This window comes from Streptomyces sp. Y7 (assembly GCF_043195415.1).
Classification (GTDB): domain Bacteria; phylum Actinomycetota; class Actinomycetes; order Streptomycetales; family Streptomycetaceae; genus Streptomyces.
This window is the reverse complement of sequence record NZ_JBIDDQ010000002.1, coordinates 1-20,207: the sequence shown is the minus strand read 5'-3', so window position 1 is coordinate 20,207 and position 20,207 is coordinate 1. Positions and strand designations below refer to the sequence as shown.

Annotated in this window: 17 protein-coding genes and 1 pseudogene; 6 read left to right on the top strand and 12 right to left on the bottom strand. The window is 68.9% G+C overall.

Annotated elements, in window-relative coordinates:
* Nucleotides 1–80: 80 nt before the first annotated feature.
* The gene (locus ACGFW6_RS05925; RefSeq protein WP_393506914.1) at nt 81–3,776 is read right to left on the bottom strand and encodes a PQQ-binding-like beta-propeller repeat protein; all 3,696 of its coding nucleotides are present in this window, start codon (nt 3,774–3,776) and stop codon (nt 81–83) included.
* Nucleotides 3,777–3,992: 216 nt separating this feature from the next.
* Between ACGFW6_RS05925 and ACGFW6_RS05920 the strand changes: the two genes are divergently transcribed.
* Nucleotides 3,993–5,168 (top strand): acyltransferase family protein, encoded by a 1,176-nt coding sequence (locus ACGFW6_RS05920; protein WP_393505159.1) that lies wholly within the window; start codon nt 3,993–3,995, stop codon nt 5,166–5,168.
* Between the two features lie 342 nt (nt 5,169–5,510).
* On the opposite strand, the gene ACGFW6_RS05915 is transcribed toward ACGFW6_RS05920, so the two are convergent.
* The 3 genes from ACGFW6_RS05915 to ACGFW6_RS05905 form a co-directional block, all read right to left on the bottom strand.
* Nucleotides 5,511–5,924, bottom strand: a complete 414-nt coding sequence (locus tag ACGFW6_RS05915) for a VOC family protein (RefSeq protein WP_393505157.1) — start codon at nt 5,922–5,924, stop codon at nt 5,511–5,513.
* Nucleotides 5,921–6,508 carry a dihydrofolate reductase family protein gene (locus ACGFW6_RS05910; protein WP_393506913.1) on the bottom strand — a complete coding sequence of 196 codons (588 nt, stop codon included), beginning with the start codon at nt 6,506–6,508 and terminating at the stop codon, nt 5,921–5,923. Before ACGFW6_RS05910 ends, ACGFW6_RS05915 begins: the two co-directional genes overlap by 4 nt.
* Before the next feature lie 244 nt (nt 6,509–6,752).
* Complete coding sequence (locus ACGFW6_RS05905; protein WP_393505155.1) at nt 6,753–7,718, bottom strand: hypothetical protein; 966 nt, start codon at nt 7,716–7,718, stop codon at nt 6,753–6,755.
* A gap of 308 nt (nt 7,719–8,026) precedes the next feature.
* On the opposite strand from ACGFW6_RS05905, the gene pyrE reads away from it, so the two are divergent.
* On the top strand, nt 8,027–8,557 hold the full coding sequence (gene pyrE / locus ACGFW6_RS05900; RefSeq protein WP_393505153.1) for an orotate phosphoribosyltransferase: 531 nt from the start codon (nt 8,027–8,029) through the stop codon (nt 8,555–8,557).
* 44 nt (nt 8,558–8,601) lie between these two features.
* On the top strand, nt 8,602–8,982 hold the full coding sequence (locus ACGFW6_RS05895; protein ID WP_393505151.1) for an IS5 family transposase: 381 nt from the start codon (nt 8,602–8,604) through the stop codon (nt 8,980–8,982).
* 318 nt (nt 8,983–9,300) lie between these two features.
* Here the strand turns inward: ACGFW6_RS05895 and ACGFW6_RS05890 are convergent, their stop codons facing one another.
* Nucleotides 9,301–12,066, bottom strand: a complete 2,766-nt coding sequence (locus ACGFW6_RS05890) for an ABC transporter substrate-binding protein (protein ID WP_393505149.1) — start codon at nt 12,064–12,066, stop codon at nt 9,301–9,303.
* A gap of 455 nt (nt 12,067–12,521) precedes the next feature.
* Here ACGFW6_RS05890 and ACGFW6_RS05885 point away from each other — a divergent pair, with 455 nt between their 5' ends.
* Nucleotides 12,522–13,109: an Imm21 family immunity protein gene (locus ACGFW6_RS05885; protein ID WP_393505147.1), complete on the top strand. Its 588-nt coding sequence runs from the start codon at nt 12,522–12,524 to the stop codon at nt 13,107–13,109.
* Between the two features lie 506 nt (nt 13,110–13,615).
* Here the strand turns inward: ACGFW6_RS05885 and ACGFW6_RS05880 are convergent.
* From ACGFW6_RS05880 to ACGFW6_RS05855, 6 genes are all read right to left on the bottom strand, one after another.
* On the bottom strand, nt 13,616–13,927 hold the full coding sequence (locus tag ACGFW6_RS05880) for an ANTAR domain-containing protein (RefSeq protein ID WP_393505145.1): 312 nt from the start codon (nt 13,925–13,927) through the stop codon (nt 13,616–13,618).
* A gap of 92 nt (nt 13,928–14,019) precedes the next feature.
* A complete protein-coding gene (locus ACGFW6_RS05875; protein WP_393505143.1) occupies nt 14,020–14,223 on the bottom strand; it encodes a hypothetical protein in 204 nt (67 codons plus the stop codon).
* A 109-nt stretch (nt 14,224–14,332) separates the two neighbouring features.
* Nucleotides 14,333–14,641 (bottom strand): DUF6233 domain-containing protein, encoded by a 309-nt coding sequence (locus ACGFW6_RS05870; protein WP_393505141.1) that lies wholly within the window; start codon nt 14,639–14,641, stop codon nt 14,333–14,335.
* Between the two features lie 484 nt (nt 14,642–15,125).
* The gene (locus ACGFW6_RS05865) at nt 15,126–16,160 is read right to left on the bottom strand and encodes an SDR family oxidoreductase (protein ID WP_393505139.1); all 1,035 of its coding nucleotides are present in this window, start codon (nt 16,158–16,160) and stop codon (nt 15,126–15,128) included.
* 10 nt (nt 16,161–16,170) lie between these two features.
* On the bottom strand, nt 16,171–16,890 hold the full coding sequence (locus ACGFW6_RS05860) for a DUF998 domain-containing protein (RefSeq protein ID WP_393505137.1): 720 nt from the start codon (nt 16,888–16,890) through the stop codon (nt 16,171–16,173).
* Complete coding sequence (locus ACGFW6_RS05855) at nt 16,887–17,936, bottom strand: aldo/keto reductase (RefSeq protein WP_393505135.1); 1,050 nt, start codon at nt 17,934–17,936, stop codon at nt 16,887–16,889. The genes ACGFW6_RS05860 and ACGFW6_RS05855 overlap by 4 nt, the downstream gene beginning before the upstream one ends.
* Before the next feature lie 75 nt (nt 17,937–18,011).
* Between ACGFW6_RS05855 and ACGFW6_RS05850 the strand changes: the two genes are divergently transcribed.
* Nucleotides 18,012–18,548 (top strand): TetR/AcrR family transcriptional regulator, encoded by a 537-nt coding sequence (locus ACGFW6_RS05850; protein ID WP_353697734.1) that lies wholly within the window; start codon nt 18,012–18,014, stop codon nt 18,546–18,548.
* 58 nt (nt 18,549–18,606) lie between these two features.
* On the opposite strand, the gene ACGFW6_RS05845 is transcribed toward ACGFW6_RS05850, so the two are convergent.
* Nucleotides 18,607–18,804: a hypothetical protein gene (locus ACGFW6_RS05845; protein ID WP_393505132.1), complete on the bottom strand. Its 198-nt coding sequence runs from the start codon at nt 18,802–18,804 to the stop codon at nt 18,607–18,609.
* A gap of 281 nt (nt 18,805–19,085) precedes the next feature.
* On the opposite strand from ACGFW6_RS05845, the pseudogene ACGFW6_RS05840 reads away from it, so the two are divergent.
* Nucleotides 19,086–19,696 (top strand): annotated as a pseudogene (locus tag ACGFW6_RS05840) (hypothetical protein); the annotation flags it as partial.
* Nucleotides 19,697–20,207: the final 511 nt, after the last annotated feature.

Sequence of the window (20,207 nt, the reverse complement as noted above, 5' to 3'; positions counted from 1 at the left end):
TTCTCGCCAGCGGACAACCTGGCCGCCAGACTGCGCGGAGCCGAGGATTTGGAGAGCGCCGCCGTAAGTCGCTGTAGGCCCTATCGCGTCGCAGGCCCGCAGCCGGTGTCAGCGGATTGGCCGTGAAGAAAGCGGGATTGTTCGAGCGGGGTGAGAGTGGCTCCGACGGCCTTGCAGACGGAGCGGATTGCGCGGGCCGGGTCGGGTAGATCGACGTTCCACAGTGTGACGGAGCTGCCGGTGGCGCCGGCCAGTGTGCGTCCGTCCGGGCTGAACGCCACTCCCATAGTCGAGCGGGTGGGAAGAGTGACTCTGCTCTGGTTCGTGGGGAGGTCCCATAGACGCACCCCTTTCGCGGTGCTCAAGGCCAGCGTGCGTCCGTCGGGGCCGAAGGCTAGCGCCGCCACTGCTTCGCCGGCGCTGAAACTGTCCTGGAGTTTGCCGGTGCGGGTGTCCCATGTCTGGACAGACCTGTTGCTCACGGTGGCCAGGGTGTGCCCGTCCGGACTGAACGCGAGGGACAGCGGGCTCCGGGCTTTCGGCTCGATGGTGTGCTGTGTTCCGCCGGTTGTGGCGTCGAGCAGTGTGACCTGGTCTCCGTCGTTCTCGATGACCACGACGGCGAGTGTGTGGCCGTCCGGAGCGAACGCCACTGCTCTGAGGGGCTGCTTGTAGCCGGTGCGCAGGGTGTGCAGGGTTCCGGTGGACAGGTGCCAGATCCGCAGAGATCCCCCTTGGCTGACGAGGGCCAGCCGCGTTCCGTCGGGGCTGAAGAGCATGGTGTCGAAGTTGCCCACGGTTCGGCTCTGGCTCAGGCGGCCTGTGGCGACGTCGCGGACCTCGATCTTCCCGTTCTTGCCGACCCTGGCGGCCAGGGCGCGTCCGTTCGGGTCGAACCCCACGGCCGCAGAGCGGGAAATGGTGACAGGCAGTTGTTCTCCCTGGCGTGTCGAGTCGGTCTCGAGCGCCAGGGTGGCTTCGCGATCGCCGGTCTCGGGGTTCCAGAGCTGTACCGTCTCCCGGCCCGGTGGCCGGTGGCTGACTGTGGTCACCGTGCGTGAGTCCGGGCTGAAGGCAAGGCCGGTGATGGAGGTGCCGGGACTGCCCGGCAGAGTGACGCGTGGGCGATCGGTGGACAGGCTGTGGACTCGGACGGTGGGATCCAGGTTGCTGCTGGTGACCACGGTGCGACCATCCGCGCCGAGTGCCACGCGCAGGATTCCCCGTCCGAGGTGTCCAGCGGTCAGGGTGGTCAGAGGCGTTCCGGTGGCGGTGTCCCACAGCCTTACGGTGTCCCCCGAGCCGGGCAGGGCGAGGGTCCGCCCGTCCGGCGCGAAAGCCGCTTGGCGGGAGCTCACGGCGCTGTCATTGATGGTGCGTCGGATGGTGCCGGTGGCCACTTCCCGCAGTTGTACCGAACCGTCGGTGCGCACTGTGACGTATGTCCGGCCGTCAGGGCTGATGGCCACAGCGGCGCCCTTGACCGTCCCGTCGTGGACGCTACGGGTGTGGCCGGTGGCCACGTCCCACACGCGCACCAGACCGCTGACTCCCGCCGCGGCGATGGTGCGTCCGTCAGGGCCGAAGGCGACCGCTTGCGGATCGGGATGGCCGGTGAAGCTGTGCCGGGTGCGGCCGGTGGCCACGTCCCACACCCGTACGGCCGCAGGGGAGGCCGCGGCCAGGGTCCGGCCGTCCGGGCTGAGAGCCATGGCGCGAACGGACCCGTCGGGGACTCGCGATGTTCCGAGCTTCCTGCCGGTGGCCGCATCCCACATGCTGATCGTCGCTTCGGTGGCGACGGCGAGGACGCGCCCGTCGGGGCCGAACGCCGCGACCTCGCTGGCTCCGTGTGCGGTGAACGAGTGCCGGAGCTGGCCTGCCGGCAGATCCCAGATCCGGACTCCGCCGTCTCTGCTATGGGTGGCGAGGGTGCGGCCGTCCGGGCTGAGGGCGAGGGTGTCTACGGCCTTGGTGCCGGTGATCAGACGCTTGCGCAGCGGCAGCGCTGCGGCGCTGTACAGGGCAGCGGTGGCTTCGCGGGTTGGGCTGGTTCGGTAGGCATGGACGGCGAGCAGGGCCGCAAGGTCGGGGTCGGAGTCCAGCAGCGCACTGGACTGAGCGGCCAGTTGCCGGGACTCGGCCAGGCGCTGTGCGGTGACTGCGATCTGCCGCTGTCCCCAGGCGAGTCCGGTGGCGACAAGCGCAAGGCACAGTGCCGCGGTGACCGTGGTGAGCACCACGTGGTACCTGCGGCGGCCCCGCTGCTCGTGCTCGCGGCTGGCGTCGAGGAATGCGGTCTCGAGGTCCGTCAGGTCCTCGCGCGGCGCGCCACCGAAGTGTTCCTGGGCGGCGACGAGTCGGCTTCCACGGTACAAGGCGCCCGTTTCGCGGCCCAGATTCTGCCAGGCGTGGGCCGCCTCGGTCAGATTCCGGTGCACACGAAGCCGTTCGCGGTCCTCCTCGATCCAGCCGCGCAGACGGGGCCACGCCGTGATCAACGACTCGTGGGCCAGCTCCACCCTGTCACCGTCCAGGGTGAGCAGTCGAGCCCCGGCGAGGGCCTCTGCCACCTGGGCGATGTCGTCCCGGCCGCTGCCCGGCAGTTCCGAACGATCGATGGGACGGCGAGTATCCGGGGTGCCGTCACCAGGGGCGACCATGCGCAGCAACACCCGGCGGGCGACGGTCGCCTGGTCCTCGGTGAACCGCCCGTAGACCTCCTCGGCGGTTTGGGCGATCGCGCCTTCCAGGCGCCCGGCTGCCTCGTACCCCGCCACGGTGAGAGTCTTGCCGCGGCGGCGGCGCCAGGTCTCCAGCAAGGCGTGGGACAACAGCGGCAGCCCGCCCGGCGCGCTGGTGACTTCATCAACCAGCCGGGCGGTCAGGGTGCGCTCCACGCTCAGGCCGGCGGCCGTCGCCGGTTTGACGACTACGTCCCGCAACTCGGCCTGACTCATCGCTCCAGCCAGCAGATTGGCGCCGCGTAATGCGTCAGCCAGCTCCCGGTGCTCGGCGCAGCGGCCGTAGAAGTCGCCGCGTACTGCCAAAAGCACCCGCAGTCGGCTCTCGGGCCGCCGTGCCGTCAGTAGTAGATCGATGAAGCGAGCGCGCTCCTCCCGGTCGTGACAGAGAGTGAAGACCTCCTCGAACTGGTCGACGATCACGACGGTGTCTGCGCCGTCGCCGCTGACGCCTGGAGCAGGCTTGAAAAGGGGTGCGTGATTGTGGGCGGGGCGTTCGCCCGGTGTCAGGATCCGGATCGCGGCCGGACGCACGTCACGCTCCTGAGCGCTCCGGAGGACGGGTATCAGCCCGGCCCGCAGCAGGGACGACTTGCCGCTGCCGGAGGGGCCGAAGAGCGCGGCGAACCGCTGACGGCGCAGCAGGTCGACGAGGTCGGCGGTGAGCCGTTCGCGGCCGAAGAACAGGTCGCTGTCCCCGGTCTCGAACCGTGCGAGCCCTCGGTAGGGAGGGAGTGATCCGACGTCTGGGGCACCGTCACCGGCGGACTCCGCGACCGCCTCCTTCCAGCGGGCCTCCCACTCCGTCAGGTCTCCACCACACGCACCGGCATAAGCAAGGGCCACCGGCAGCGTGGGCAGCCGTTCCCCGGCCGCTGCCTGCGACAGCGTGGTCACCGAATAGCCGGCCCGCCGGGCAAGCGAGCGGTAGGTGATCCCGCCTGCTTCCGCCCTCAACTCGCGTAATTCGAACGCGAACCGCTGAACCGGACTTGCTGCCGGATCCACCGGTATCTCACGACGTCCCGCCACACCCTCACCCCATTGTTCGGCTGCCTGAACGGTACTGCCGAACAATGCCCGGGCGGCTGAACTCGGTGATCAGCGCACCCCGACCGGGGCTCGCCTGAGCGAACAGGACTCTGCTCCCGCATGGAATCCCTACCCCTCGTCACCGCTTCACCGAAACAGTCACCATCCGCACTGTCGCGATTACTTGCACGCTTCTCAGTGGGCGGCCCTTCGAGGTTGGGCTGGCTCGACGCGTTGCGTGGTATTGCCGCACTGGTGGTGGTGTTCGACCACTCGTCGTACACCTTCATGCCGGACTTCCGGCGAGAGTTGACGCCGTACTTCAGCACCAGTCGCTACGGCATCATGGTGTTCTTCCTGGTGAGCGGCTACATCATCCCCAGCTCGCTGGAGCGCCGGGGCTGCGTCCGCACATTCTGGATCGGACGGATCTTTCGTGTGTACCCGCTGTGGGCGGCTGCCGTCACCGCGCTCCTGACACTCAACGCCTTGGGCATCGCGGAGATACGCGACTTCGGCCCCCAGACGGTCACCACCGTGGCAGTCGCCCACGTCACCATGCTCCAGGAACTGCTGGGCACACCCAACCTCCTGCTCGTCCTTTGGACGCTCTCCTACGAGATGTCCTTCTATCTGCTGGTCGTCGCTCTCTTCACGGTCCGCCTTCACCGGCACTCCGCAGCGCTCGCGATCATCCTGGCCGTCCTCGCCGCCAGCAGCGTGACGGCAGGCGTGGCACTGCCGCCCTCTGCCCTGTCCGGCGTCTTCGGGACCGGCCCGGTGATCGCGTACGCCTCAGTCGCCATGGGAGTTGCCCTCTGCTGTGCCAGCGCCGCTTCCGTCGTCCTCCGGGGGATCGGGGGCGTGCTGGGCGGGGCGCTGGCGCTCGTACTGGTCCCGTTCAACGGCACTGTCCCCTCGTGGGAGGGCCTGGTGATCCTGGCCGTGATGTTCCTCGGCACCACCATCTACCGCGCCGAGAACGGTCAGTGCACCTGGCGCTTCGCGGCCGTAACCGCCGCTATCGTGGCCACCTGCGCTGTGGCAAGCGCGTACTGGTGGGGCGACGGTGAGCAGTTCGCGAGGCGCGGATGGACTACAGCCTTCCTGCTGGCTGTGCTCACTTTCGCCGCCGGACTGGCGTTGCGCAGTCGGCGCGTGCCACGGGTCCTTACCGGACTGGGCACGATCAGCTACTCGGTCTATTTGGTGCATCCAGTGCTGCTGACGGTCATCGACAGCACAGCCGGCAGACGTCGGCAGGACAGTCTCGCGCTCGAAATGGCGTTCTTCACCCTGCTACTGCCCCTGTGCCTGCTGACCTACCGATACATTGAAGCGCCGAGCCAGACCTTGGGCCGCAGACTGGCACGCCGCGCGCAGTCGTCGTGACGAGCGGCCGCACCACCGCTGGTGACTCGCGTATAAGCGTCCAAGACTATTCGCGCGAAAGTGTCCTGCTGACCCCGCCCCGATCTGGCCCCATGTCGGAATTGACCTCATCGAGGGCAGACACTTCGACGCTAATTCGAAGGACTTATTGACGCGATTCCTGAAAGGTGACGCGGCTGTTGAGCTGGGAACTTGCGACATCGACGAAGGTCTGGGCCTGAGGGCGACACGCTCGGCGCCTTCGTCGAGAGTGTCAGATGGTGTGGGTGGGCGCTTTGCCGTCTTCGGATGTCACCAGGACCACCGCGAGGGTGCTTCGTCGCTCGGCAGGGCGTGGTCGGCTCAGGGGAAGTCTGCTGCGGTGATGCCGTCGGGCTGTCCGAGCGGCCACTCCACCAACTCGATCCGGTATCCGTCTGGGTCGGTGAGCCACGAGGTCTTCGGGCCGTGGGGGCCGCCTGGGTACTGGAGGGGCCCGGGTTCCAGTCCGGCTTCGGTCAGCGTCTCCAGGCTGGTGGTGAGCGTATCCACCTGGATCGCGAGGTGGTCGAAGCCGCTGCCTACGTCGACCGGTCCGTCGCCGGGGCGGTGGACCAGTTCGAGCGAGGCCGTAGGTTCGTTGGGGAAGTGGAGGATCACGAGGCGAGCCCCGTCGCCGCTCTCGACCCTGCCCAGTTCGGCGTAGCCCAAGGTGGTGTAGAAACCGAGCGAGCGGTCCAGGTCGGTGACGCGGTAGGAGACGAAGAGCGTTTTCACGCGGCGGCCTCCTCGGGTCGGAGCACCCGGTAGCGCAGGTGCGTCACGTCTCGGTCCTCGAGCCGTCGGACGAGATCGAGTTCGATGTGGTGGCTATCCAGGTGGTCGAACAGCCGTCGGCCGCCCCCGAGAAGGACCGGGATCAGGTGGATCTCCATCTCGTCCATCTGCCCGGCCCGCAGAAGGGCGCGGGCGGCCCCCGCCCCGTGGACCATGACCGGCCGGTCGTTTGCGGCTGCGCGGGCACGGCGGGCGCAGTCCTCGACACCGGTGACGAAACGCGCGTGGCCGGGTGGCACGTCCCCCTCGTCTACCTGGTGGGTGAGTACGAAGATGGGCACGCCGTCGTGGTGGTCGCCTTGCCAGCCTCCGGCGAGTTCGAAGGTCCGGCGGCCGGAGATCACCGCGCCGGTTGCCAGCGCTTCGCGGTAGACCTGGCCGCTCGGACCGTCGGACTCACGGTCGTCGAGCCAGTTGAAGAGCCGTCCGCCGCCACGCCCGAGCTCCTGCCCCGGCTGGTCGTCCGGGCCGGCGATATAGCCGTCGAGTGACATCGACATGTACAGCCGAATCGGATTGATCACCTTGGCCACCCTCTCTCCTCCAAGACGCCGGGACTCGGCCTCTGCTTGGCCCGCCGACGGGGCCCGCTTGTCAGAAGGGAAGACTTCAGGCAGCCGGCAGACTCATCGGCCCGGCGTGCCGGTCTGCTGCCGGGCTGAGAGGGCCGGCCGCAGGCTGCGGTGGATACACCGGTCGCGTTCGGGCCGGGCGGTCCTGCTCTCGTGGCATTCGGCAGAGCTCGAAGCGGGCCCCGGCACGGACCGGTCAGTTCGAGATCTCCCACCAGGGAGGGCGCCGCTCGTCGGTGACTCCTATCCGGATCGGCTCGTGCGGGCCGCTGCTCTTGTACTGCGACAGCTGGTCGTCGGTCACGAACCACGGGGCGGCGGGCAGGTCCGCCTCGGGGAAGGACTCCTGCACGGAGAGGTACGTGAAGGCGATGGCGGCCCGCTGGGAGTCCGTGAGCGAGTCCACTGTGCTGTCCGCCGGGCCCTCGAAGCGGCAGTGGGTTCCCGCCGGAGGGCCCGGCGTGTCGTTGACCGGCAGGGGGCGGTCGATCAACCGCCGGTAGACGCTGATGGTCTTCTCCGTCCCGTAGCGCGACGAGGGCAGGTGGACGGGAGGGAGGAGGGCGGAGAGCTCCCGGACGGTGAGGGAGGTGCGTGTCCCCTCCCGCGCGTTTTGCCGGATGGCGTCCAGTCGGGACAGGCGGATGAGCCACTTGCTTCCCGACCGCCAGTTGACCACCGTTAACACGACGGCCAGGGCCACCAGCCAGCCGTTGCCGCCCCAGTGCAGACTCGACGTGCCCCACCACCACGGCGGGACGGCCAGGAGGAGAAGGACGCCCGCGCCGCGGGCCACCCAGGCGGACGGATCGCGGTGTGACATCCGGTAGCCGAGCCGGGGCTGGCGCCGAGGGACCGCGCGTGAGGTCAGCCCGTGCACGAAGGCGTTCGCGCCGGTTGTGATCTCGTCGAACACCCAACCCGCGCGCTCGGGCGACGGCATGGTGGTCAGGTATTCCTCGATTTGGGCGGCGAGGAATTTGGCTGTGAACATGTGGGCGGCGGTGAGCGCGGTGAAGACGAGCCACATCCGGTCGACCGGTACGGAGACAGCGGCCACCTGGAGGGACTGGCCACCTGCCAGGAGACGGGTGAGGACGACGGCGACGGCCAGCAGACCGCCGACGGCCAGGATCCGCTCCGCATTGCGGGCTCCGGCCACAATGCGCCGTTGCGAAGGACTCGGATCATTCACCGGCACACGATCGTTCAACTGCGGCTGGTTGGCAAGCCTTCACCTGCGGTGGTCGACGCCTGGCCCATCAGCAACCCGTGAACGCGGCGGCAATCCACACCAGAAGGAGCGCCCGGGGCGGCCCGCTGGATGGCCCGCGGACGGCAGACGGCGCACGCGACCGGCACGGTGTCGGCACCGTACGGGCCAGGCAGTGTCCGGGCGATCTTGTAGTGGAGTCGGGGGGGGGGAGCCGGTGTGCTGGCCGGGTGGGGTGGCTGGGAGAGTAATTGCCTGTGACGAATTCTGATCTTGCTCGCCGTATCCATGCCACCTCTCATCTGACCGGCCAGTTCACGCTCCGGTCGGGACGTACTGCGACGGACTACTTCGACAAGTACCGGTTCGAGGCGGATCCCGTCCTGCTGGATGAGATCGCTCGGCGGATGGCCCCTCTGGTGTCGTCAGGCACGCAGGTGCTGGCCGGCCTGGAGATGGGCGGCATCCCGGTAGTGACCGCGCTCGCCCGACACACTGGACTTCCTTGCGCGTTCGTGCGCAAGCAGGCCAAGCCGTATGGCACGTGCCGTCTAGCCGAAGGCGCAGAGGTTGCGGGCCGGAAAGTGCTGGTCATCGAGGACGTCGTCACCAGCGGTGGGCAGATCGTGCTGTCGACCGCGGACCTGCGGAACCTGGGCGCGCAGGTGGATGAGGCGCTGTGCGTGATCGACCGGGGGCAGGGCGGTGCCGAGGCCCTCAAGGCAGAGGGAATCAGCCTGTTGTCACTGTTGTCGGCCGAAGAGCTGCGGGCTGCTGCCGCGTCCTGACGCCAGGCCGTGTCCGGCCGCCGACCTGGGGCGTTGTCCGGAACATGACGGGGCGGGGAGATCTTTCGGACGGGCAGTGGGCGCAGTTGGAGGCGGTACTGCCGGTGAGCAACAACCGGTGCAGGCGGTGGCGGAACCACCGTCAGGTGGTCAACGGGATACTGCACCGGGTGCGGACCGGGGTGCCGTGGCGGGACCTGCCGGAACGGTTCGGCCCGTGGAAGACCGTGTATGAACGCCATCGGCTCTGGTCGGCCGACGGCACCTGGGAACGGCTGTTCCAGCAGGCCCAGGGCGCTGCCGACGCGGACGGCGCGATCGACTGGGACATCTGCGTGGACTCCACCGTGATGCGGGCCCACCAGCACGCCGCCGGGGCCCGTAGAACCCCACCACCGGCGCCGAGTTGTTCAAGGGGGTCGTAGCTGCAGAACACCTGAGCGAGAAACCCTGGTTGAGGTTGCTCGGGCACTCGGCGGCGGGGTGCGGCAGGCGAGGGCCTGGGCCGCTCCCGTGGTGGGTTCACCACCAAAGTCCACCTGAGCGCCGATGGTCGCTGCCGCCCTCTGTCTCTCACTGTCGCGCCCGGGCTGCGGGCGGACTGCACGCAATTCGAGCCGGTCATGGACAAGATTCGTGTGCCCCGGGCCGGGCTGGGCCGCCCGCGTCGGCGTCCGGAAAGCCTCAGCGCGGATAAGGCGTACAGCAACCGCACCATTCGCGCTTATCTGCTGTCGGCGCTGCTACGGGCAGGGATGTTCTTTCCCTGTCGGCCCCCATTTCGCCCGCTTGCTATCGCGTGTCACTGTGCCACACAGCATTTCCGTGGCCGTCGAGCCGTCGGAGTGGCCTCGCACCACGGCGAGGAGCTTGTCTTCCGTCAGACGGCCACCGCTGGCCGCACCGTGCGCGTCGATCCAGCCGGTGGCACCGTTGAAGCCTCCGCCGCCAAGTCCCTGGTACAGCACGGCCTGCACCAGCCCTCGGTCCAGGCGCTCGTCGTGCCGGCCAGTGGTGCGCCAGGCCTGGTCGATGCTTTCGGCGAGGTAACGCAGCGCGTCCCAGGCGAGCGCGACATGGGCGTCCCCGCGCAGGGCCCGGCCCCGGATGCTGTGGTCGCTGCCGTAGGCCCGGTCGTACGCGGCGAGGAAGGCGGAGGCCTCCGGGCTCTTGTCGGCCAGGGCGGGGGCGTAGCCGTGCGAGGCATAGAAGAGGGTGAGGCCCTTGAAGTGGTCCCAGGGGCGCTGCTGATCAGTGAGCGCGTTGATGACGTCGTCGCCGGCCAGCACGCTTATTTCCGGGCAGCCGCTGGAGATCCGGGAGACCTCGGCGAGGAAGAGCTGGAACTGGCTGGCCCGCGCAGACCAGACCACTGCCGTCCTCGGTTCTTCGTTCACCGTTCGGCACACCTCGCGGGCCAGGTCTTCCAGGGTCGGTACCGGCCGGCCGCCGAGCGCCGTGGGCAGCGGGTCCGGCTCCGGGGCGTCGGTGGGCGTGTAGAGGAGGACATCGGTGCGCGAGGGCCCATAGGCAGTGCGGAAGGACGCGGCGAGGCTGTTGCTGTACGCGTCGGTGGCATCGGCGACGAGGCTCACACGGCGCGCCTTGCGACCGCCCGTGGCCATGGCCGCGTCAGACGCGAACGCAGCCATGACTTCAGCGGCCTGCTGGTCGGTGGGTGCAGTTTGGTAGTAGTGCTCGCCCTGGCGGAGCAGGTCATCCGCGGTGCCCGAGGTCCCGACCATCGGCACACCTGCCTTGTCGAGGATGCGCATCGCTTCGTAGGTGTTGCGGCGGCTCTGCCCGAGTCCGACGACCCCGGCAATGGACGGGTCGCTCGCGGCGAGCTCCGCGATGCGTTCGGCGACGGCGGGGGCATCCTTGAAGCGGTCCCCGGCGTTGGCTGCCAGGACCCGCAGCGGGACCCGCTCGCCCGAGCTCAGGGCCTGGGCGTTGATGCGCTGCTGGGCCACGGCGATTCCGCGGAGTTCGGCGTACGTGCCGCCACGCACCGGATCTTCCGCGTCCTTGCCTCCTGTCAGCGGGCCGAAGTAGACCACCGTGCGGCGTCCGGGCCGCGGATCGTCCGCGGCGCGGTCGGCGAGTTCCTGGTCCACCTCCTCGTTCTGCTGCTCGATCTGCTCCAGCACGGTGCGTACGGCCTGCTCGCTCGGCCCTTTTCCGAAGCCTGCGGCCCCCTCGCTGACGCCGACGCACTGGCCGTCGGTGCCGAGGAAGGTGGAGCCCTGGCAGGGGTCGTCCTCTTCGCGGTTGAACAGGCCAGGGACGAGGAGGAAGCTGGCCACGACCGCGATCGCGAGCGTGCCCGCACCCAAGGCCCCGGCCACCTCCGTGACCGGCCCCCAGCGTGGTGACGGCGTCACCAGCGTTGGCCAGCGGCCGAGCCAGTACACGGCGGCCTGGTCGTCGTCGGGTCCCTGTGCGACGGGGACGACGATGCCGGTCGGTTGATCCGGCGTCATGCCCCGGCGCTCGATGTTGATCAGCTCGGCTCCCGCCTGGGCGAGGCTTGAGGCGTGGAGGTCAGGGATCCGGGCGGCCAGTGATCGTACGCCGCCGGCCACCGCGAATACCGATGTGCACCGCAAGTCGGCTACGGCGGAGCGTAGTTCCCGCAGGAAGCGCTGTACTCGCGAGTCCTGGGGCCCGGCCTCGTCGAAGAGGAGCACGAACCGGGATGTGCGGCGCCGTCGCCACGGATGCAGGAACCGGGTCCGGCATGCCTGTTCGAGGTCGGAGAGCACCGCCTGCATGAGCACCCGGTCCAGCTGCTCGGGGTTGTCCCGCAGTTCGGTGTGGACGAGGTCGAGCGCGGAGCGGAAGAAGTCGGTGGGCGGGCTGCCCTGCTGCTGGCGTACCCACCGGGCATACCAGCGACGGCTGCGGGCCCGGCCCAGCATGTGCCGGTTGATCCGCCGACCGTAGAAGGCGCGCGGCAGCCGCTGGAACAGCGGGCCGGCGACAAAGTTCCACAGCAGCTCCAACAGCGTCCCGCCGCTGGCCTGGTCGCGCCCGCCGAGCCACCACAGTGTCTGTGCCGTGCGGGACCACGCGCGGTGCTGTGCGTAGCAGTGGTTGCGCAGCTCGGTGTGGCGGTGCTCCCTGAGGCCGTCGAAGGCGGGAGCGGTGACGACGGAGCGCAGCAATCGGTAGCTGTGCAGGCGCAGTTCACCGGTGCCGGGCGGCATGGTTTCCTTGAGCTGGTTGGTGAGCAGTTCGAACAGCTCGAGCGGTGGTGGATCGGCGCCGTCAGGAATTTGCGGGATGTAGGCGTGAGGGGCGAGCACCTCATTGCGCCCGCGCATCCGCGATCGCAGCCCGGCTACGATCCGCTGTCCCGCATCCCCGCCGTCGGGTTCGTGAAGCAGTACGACCGGCACTCGGCTGCGGGTGCGGCGTGACTGGACCACCAGTCTGTCGAATGCCTCGATGAACCGGTCGACGCCGGGATAGGCCGGAGTGCGGCTCTGCGGATCCCCCATGGCCATGGGCTGGCCCTCCTCGTTTTCCTTGGAGCCCAGGACTGTTTTCCTCAACTGATCTACTCAAGCAGGGGGTTGGATTGCACTGGGAGCCTTTTCTGCTTTCCGCCGGGCCTGTTCGGGTGGGTCCTGTGTGCGTTCCTGGAGCAGCACGTGGAGAGCTCGGCGCGTGTTTCTGGTCGAGCTGGTCCGCTCAGCGCCAGAACGGGACCCGAGGTAGTTGGATTACCGCGGGCCGCACCATCGTGCGAGCTGCCGGGAGAGCTGGCCGTGCATCAGCCGAGCCTTCGACGATCCCGAACGGTTCGGGTCGCTGGTCGACGGCGTGGCCGTAGACGGTTCAGGCCGTTGGCCCGCGGGTGTGGCGGAACTCGCTGGTGGCGATCTCGAAACGGCCTCCACACACGCCTGTGTGAACGGGCGGCGCGGGCGTTGTCAGTGGGCGAGGGCACACTGACGGCATGAGCGCCTCTTCGCCCACCCCAGCTGATGCGACCCACACCTCCCTTGTCTGGGTGGAGTCGATGGGCGGACCTTTGATCGTCATCCCCGTCTCCGCGCTGGCCGCATGGCGCGGGTGCACCGCGAGCGGGCTCATGGTGGGAGACGCCACCGCTCCAGACGACTACGACCGGGCCTGCGCGGTGGACGATCTTGCAGGTGTGATCACCGTTGGCGAGGACGGTGCTCAGGCACTGGTGCTTGCGGACGAGCCGGCCACCAGCTGCTATCTGCCCGTGCATCGGGCCTTCCTGCGGTGGCTTGCTGCCGACTGCGAGGCAGGGCTGAAGGCCGCAGCAGAGGCTGTCCTCGCGGACCCGGCCACCGACTGGGAGGAGTGCGGCACATGGGTGTCGGACGGTCCGGCCATGCTGATGGACTCCGCCGAAGCAGGATCCGACCTGGACACCGAGTATCCCGACGGTGGGATGCCCGCCCAGGCACGGGTGCCACTGCCCGCTGGCCGCTGGAGGGTTCGAGCCGCCCACACCAAGAGGGACGAGGGAAACTGGGTCGGCCTAGTCCAGCTCCTGCCTACCGGGTCCTGAACGGGCAGGTGCTCCGACGAGTGCCGTCGCGTGCGGCGCGCATGGTTGTGCAGACGGGTATTGCCGAGCATCGGGTGGACTGCATCCGGTGTTCGTACTCTTGGCTACGCTCAGGACGGCACCGGCCGCCTCGCCACAGGCGGCCTCAACGGCAGACTTCGGCTACGGGGAGACGACCACGTGCACAGCCGAACTCTCCGGGCATACAGCACTGGTGAGCGCGGTTAATGTCACTCCGGACGGCGTGCACGTAGCTGCCTCGTCGGCAGACGGCACAGCGGGTGTGGGACACGAACATGGGCAGGACAGCGGCCAGGGTCCGGAACGAGGGCGAATCGCTGTGTTGCGCCTGGAATCCGGACAGCACACCTTTGGCGGTCGGCGGCCAGCAGGGTCTCTACCTTTACGAGTTCTACCGATGGACCCGTCGTCACGTGCACGTCGGCCGCACGAGCCCGCCTCGGTAGCGACCTTGGTGGCCGGCGGTTGCGGACCGTGGCCTGCCCCTATCGGGTCAGTGGTAGCCTCCCGCCGGCGACCAGCAGGCTGTTGGAGTGCTGGGAGACGTCGACGAGGACCTTCCATGCGTCGTCCTGATGGCAGGTGAAGCGTGCCATCAGCACACCGAGGGCCATGTCGATGGCCCCACGGGTCTCCATCGCGTGCGGGAGCTGTTCGCGCTCCTGCAGCAGCTCCGCCGTTTCACGCAGGGCGGCATCGTCTTTCTCTTCGCCTATTGTCGGGCCGGGATCCTGCTCGGAGGGCGTCTGTGCCGGTTCAGCGCGACCGCGTCGAACCTGCGGCTGGGGAGGTCGCATAGCCGACGCCCGCCCGGAATGCCTACCTGCACGCCATGAACTGGGCCCAGTTTCCGGGCGTGCGGCTCGATCGCAGCGCCGCGTGGATGCCGTCACGTTCCGCGGGTGCTGGTGTAGCGCACGTTCGGGCCCCACTTCGCCTGCGCCGCTGCCATGCACCACTGGCACAGCGGGGCGCCGCCGCGGCCGTACCGGTGAGTCTTGCGGTGGCATGCGCAGCACGGGCCGACCTGGTCGCCCGTGCAGATGAGCGCGGACGGGTCCGGCTCGGTGATCCGGGGCGGGGGAGTGGTCATCGTGTGCGTCCTGTTCCGGGTGACGTTCCGGCGCCACCGAGGTCGAAGAGTACGCCTCGACCGGCACGGTTGTTCGATCATGCGCGCCGGGAGGCAGGGGTTGCTGCTGTCACGGCCGGGCTAAGTCGAGGATGTGCAGCTGAGCGTCGGGCTCGCAGTGGGTGCACGATTCGAGGCCTGCGGTCAGCAGCCGGCGGGCCTCATCACTGCTGACCGCACGGCGCCGCTTGCCCGCCATGTAGCAGTCGCCGGCGTGGACCTGGACGGGGGTGCGGTCGGCGCCGATGCCGAGTTCGACGATCCACTCCGGTTGCTCGGGCCGGCTCTGCCGGCCGCGTTCCTCTTCGGCCCGCCGCCGCTGGACCGCTGCGATCTTGCGGTCGATGCGCTCTATCCAGAGGGCATGCCCGACCCGCATTCTGTGGAATCAGGGTCTGTCCAGCAGTTTCGGCATGCGCTGCGGGGCCCCGCTACAGTCGGAAGCCGGTCTGCCTGGGTGGTGCCGGCGGGATGGCCGAGGGTGCACCACAGGCAGCCCAGAGCGTGAGTCGCTGATCACATGGGCTGCCATCACTCTGATGACCAGGCGTATCACCCGCTGGACCTGCCGTGGTGCCGGCCCGCAGACTTTCCGAGGGCACGAACGGAACTGATCATCATGGCCCTGCCGACGGGCAGGGCCACCTCCTCTTGGCCGCGACGACGCCGTCACTTGGACGACGGACGGGCGGCTCCGGAACGAGTCGACTGCCATGACGGCCAGGAGTCTCTCGTCCCGGCTCACCCAGCGGGCAAACGGGCGGCCCCGGACCGCACGTCCGCGCGGGTCCGGGGCCAGTGACGCCTGTCGCGCCGTGTCACCGGTTCGATGCCTCGGTGCGCAGGGTCGCCGCGTCCGTCGGCTACGAGGCGGTCTTTGTCCCGATGCCGTGGGCGAGGAGGCTCTCGGCGGTGTCCTCGATGGTGTCTTCGATGGGGCGCGCTCGCCATCCGAGGAGCTGCTCCGCCTTGGTGCTTGTGGCGTCGAGGTCCCGGCCGAGCTGGTGTTTGAGCAGTCGCAGTTCCGGGTTCACGATGCCCAGTGTGCGTGCGGCCCAGACGGGCAGTTCGCGGGTCGGGGCCTTCGCGGCGCGCTCACCGAGGCGGTCATGCAGGATGCGTGCGATGTCGATGACGCGCAGGCTGTGCCCGGCGATTGCCAGGAAGCGTTCGCCGGCGGCTGCCGGATCGGTCATCGCGCGCAGGTGCAGATCCGCGACGTCGCGCACGTCGACGAAGCCCATCCCGAAGGGAGGGCACGCAGGAACCTGTCCTTCGAGCATTCGGCGGACCAGACGCAGGGATGGCGGGTCGTCCAGGCCGAGCAGGGGTCCAAGGACCCCCACGGGATGAACCGCCGCCAGTTCCAGGCCACCGCCTTCGTCCTGGACGAACTGCCAGGCGGCGCGTTCGGCGAGTGTCTTGGACCGCTGGTAGGGCGGGATGTCGCTGTCGACGTCTGTCCAGTCCTCCTCGGTGAACGGGGTCGAGCGCGGAGGGTGCCCGATTCCGATGGCGCCGAAGGCGCTGGTCAGGACGACCCGGCGCACGCCGGCGTCGCGGGCTGCGCGCAGCACTCGCAGGACGCCCTCGCGTGCCGGGACCACCAGGTCGTCATCGTTCGCCGGCGTGTGGCGCAGGGTCGGCGAGGCGACGTGTAGGACGAAGTCGCAGTCGGCGACGGCAGCGTCCCAGCCCTTGGGCTGTTCGAGGTCGGCGCGTACGACCGTGAGTCGGTCGTCGTCGAACGGTGTGGCCGCGTGCAGCCAGGACCGCAGCGCCGGCTCGCGTTGCAGGTCGCGGACCGTGGTGCGGACGGTGTGCCCGGCATCCAGCAGGGCTTGGATGCACCAGCTCCCCACGAAGCCGGTTCCTCCGGTGACCAGTACTCGTGTCATCTGTCTCTCCTCAGCTCTCGGCTCGTGCAGTAAGGGGTGCCAGCGGGTGCGCCGCACGGTGGTGCTGGGCGGCGGCCACGCTGCTTCCGAGGAGGGCGTGGCCGATCATGATCGGGTAGATCACGGCGCGTTCGAACAGGCCGATGTTCCACATCCAGCCGCTGAACACGTCGGTCATGAAGAGGGGGAACGCGATCAGTCCGGCGGCGCCGAGAGTGATGCTCGCGAGCGACCGGCCCCGGGTGAGACCGATGCGTGCGCCGCCGGTTCCGACGGCGATCGCCATGATGTTGCCGGCGAGCATGACGCCCTGTGCGCCGAAGGTGTGGAACGCGATCAGGCCGTTGTCGACGTTGGCGTTGGAGCCCTGGAAGAGGCCGACGAGCGAGACCCCTGTGCCGGCGAGGACGGCGAGGCTGATGATGATGATCGGGCGGGCGCCCTTGCGCGGGTCGAACACGAGGAACGCACCGACGATCAGGAGGGTGCCGTAGAGGACCCAGCCGGTGTCCATGACGGCGCCGAGGGGGGAGTTGGCGACTTGTCCGAACGCGGTCTGCGGCGGGCCGGTCAGGCCGAGGTGGCTGACCCAGTTGTGCAGGGGTGAGTACGGCGGGTCCTGCCATGCGGCGGCGGTGATGAACTCGGCGGCCCAGGACATGAGCGGGCCAAGAAGGATGAGGAGGGCTCCGGCGCGGGCAGCGGCGCCGGAGCGGACGATGGGGTTCATGCGAGAGCCATGCCGGGGACTCGCTGGCGGATGGCCTCCATCTCGGCTTCGTCCGAGACACCCTGCCAGTCGTAGCGGGGGGTGTACGGGGCCTCCAGGGCGCGCACGTCGTCGTCGGTGAGCTCGGTGTCGAGGGAGGCCACGGCCTCGTCGACCTGCCGGACCGAGCCGGCGCCGACCAGCGGCGCGGTGACGACCGGCTGGCGTCGCAGCCAGGCAAGCGCGACCTGCGCGCGGCTGACGCCGTGAGTATCCGCGACCTGCCCGACGGCGTCGATGATCGCGTGGTTGGATGCCTCCTCGGCCGGCGAGTAGAGCAGGTCCGCGTAGGCGCCGTCCGTCTCGGAGCGCACCGTCGAGAGGGCGTCGTCCCACGCGCGGGTGAGGCGGCCCCGGGCCAGCGGCGACCAGACGATCGTGCCAACGCCCTCGTCCAGGCACAGCGGGATCATCTCGCGCTCCTCCTCACGGGCGAGGAGGTTGTAGTGGTCCTGCATCGACACGAACCGCGCCCAGCCGTTTTCCTTCTGCAGGCGCAGCGCCTTCGCGAACTCCCACGCGTGCATGGACGACGCGCCGAGGTAGCGGACCTTGCCGGCCTTCACGAGGTCGTTGAGTGCTTCGAGGGTCTCCTCCCAGGGGGTGGAGTGGTCGTTGCGGTGGATCTGGTAGAGGTCGATGTAGTCGGTGCCCAGGCGGCGCAGCGAATGGTCGACCTCGGTCATGATCGCCTTACGTGACAGCCCCCGTCCGTTGGGTCCCAGCCGCATGGGGTGGCGCAGCTTCGTGGCGATCACCACTTCGTCGCGGTCGGCGAAGTCCTTGAGCGCCCGGCCGAGGATCTCCTCGCTGGAACCGTTGGAGTACATGTTCGCGGTGTCGAAGAAGTTGATTCCCGCTTCCAGCGCGTGCTTGATGAGCGGGCGCGCGTCCTGTTCGCCCTTCGACCAGACGGGGTGCCCGCGGTCGGGCTCGCCGTAGGTCATCGCACCGATCGCGATCGGGGATACGTCGAGGCCGGTCATGCCGAGCTTGATGTAATGCATGACGCTCCTTAGAGTATGTGGAGAACTCTCCATTTAACGTAGTGGAGAACTCTCCACTTAGCAAGGTGAGGTCCCGTGGTCCGCTCGGACGCCCGTGAGAACAGGGCGCGCATCCTCGCCGCCGCACGCGAAGCCCTCGCGGCGGACGGCAGCACGTCGATGAACCAGATCGCTCAGCGCGCGGGAGTCGGGGCGGGCACCCTGTACCGCAACTTCCCCACGCGAGAGTCGCTGGTCCTGGCCGTCTACCAGGACGAGGTGGCACGCATCACCGGCACCGTGCCTGACCTGCTGGCCCGGATGCCTCCACTGGAAGCGCTCCGCCACTGGACGACCGACCTCGTCGAGGCCATGCGCAGAAAACATGGCCTCGGCGACGCTCTCGGCCCGGGCGCGCACCAGGCGATCAGCGAGCAGAGCTACGGGCCGGTCATCGCCGCGATCACAGAACTACTCGACGCCGGCAAGAAGGACGGAAGTATCCGCCCGGACGCCGACCCAGGCGACTTCCTCCAACTCACCGGCGCACTGTGGCGCGCCGCGTCCAGCCCCGAGGACCGGGCACCCCACATGCTCGCGCTCATCCTCGACGGACTCCGCACGCACCGGTAAACGACACGCACGCGACAGGGCCCGTCGGATGAACGACTCTTCTGCGGAATCAGACTTGTCAAGCTTGCATTGCTTTGCCCTGTCGGACGCCGACGATCGGTAAGAGTTGAGCTGTGCTGGGTGCCGTGATCTGCCGGGGTGTTGGCCCGGCCGGAGTCGGGGTATCGGCGAGTCTGCCGAGGAGTTCGTCGATCGCGGTCTGACCGTCGGTGATAGCGGCTTGTTCGTCCTCGGTGAGCGGGATCGAGACGGCCATCCTCTGCAAGTTGCCTTTGGCTTCAAGGAGTTGGGCTCTTGTGGAGTCTTTTGGAGAGTAGAAGTCGCAGCGAGCGCAAGCCATACGGCGCTGGCACTGTTCGAAGAACGTGTAGGTGCAGTAGCCGTGCCCGAGGTCGTAGTGCTGCCAGGGCTCGCCGGCCGCGGCAGCGCCGGAGGTGACCGCGTCGCGGTCGACGAGGACCTCGATGGTGCGTACGGTGCGGGCGAAGTACCCGGCGTCCTCATATGCCTTGGTCAGCGTGTTGGGAGGTGAGGGTGATGACCACGAACGGAGCGGCTCGCCGGGTGTCGACGGTGATGCATGTGCGTTGCCCGGACCGGCTGGGGGAGGAAACCTACCGGCAGGTCCTGGAGTTGCTCGCGGAGCTCTCCCCCCCCGTAGTGCAGGCCCTGCCGCCCACGGCGGCCCTGGTGGAACTGAAGGGCGCGCTGCGCTACCACGGCACGGACACGCGCCGCCTGGGCGAGGTCCTGCGCGTCCGTTCCCTCTCGCGGCTGGGCGTCGACGTCCGCGTCGGCATCGGCCCCTCGATCACCGTTGCGGCCACCGCCTCCGCCCAGATCCCACAGCCCGGCGGAGTCCTCGCCGTCGAACCCAACGAGGCGAGCACATGGCTGGCGCCGCTGCCGGTCGAGGCCCTGCACGGCATCGGGTCCCGCCAGGCCGCGGTCCTAACCGATTACGGCATCCACAGCGTGGGCCTGCTCGCAGCCGTCCCGCCCGCCACCGTGCAGCGTCTGCTGGGCGGCCGCGCCGGCCGCACGGCTGCGACCGGGCCCGCGGCATCGACCGGCGCCCCGTCGTCCCTCGCCACCTGCCCGCCGCCGCGACCGTCCGCCACGCCTTCCCCCGGCAGTCTTTCGCCGGTGGTGGCAAGTGGGAGAAGACCCGCGCGCAGTCACCGGGCTGGGTGCGGTACTCGTCCGCGAGGACCCGGGGGGGCGGACGACGATGCTGTCGCGGGGCAGGAATTCGCGCGGGTAGCCAGCGTAGAAGATCTCGCCGTCGCGGCGGATCCACTCGCTGTTGTAGACGACGAGGCCGGCGCCGGCGGCGTTGTGGAAGCTGACGGCGAAGTTGTCGTGGCAGATCACCGCCAGCGGGATCCGGCGGTCCCGGGCAAGACCGGCCACCAGGGGCACCTTCTCGAAGTGCGACAGCAGCACGTCGGCCCGCTGGGCCCGGGCGGCGAAGTCCAGTCCCTGCGGGAAGGGCACCACATGCACGCCGTCGATGTCATAGCACTTCTCCGTGCGATGTGCCGGTTTGGTGTCCGTGGGTGGGTGTCAGTGACGGGGTGTCAGGTAGCGGTGTTTGTGCTGGTGGGGTGTTGAGGTCGGGGCGGGGTCACTGACGTGGGGTGGTGTCTGTTGCTGATG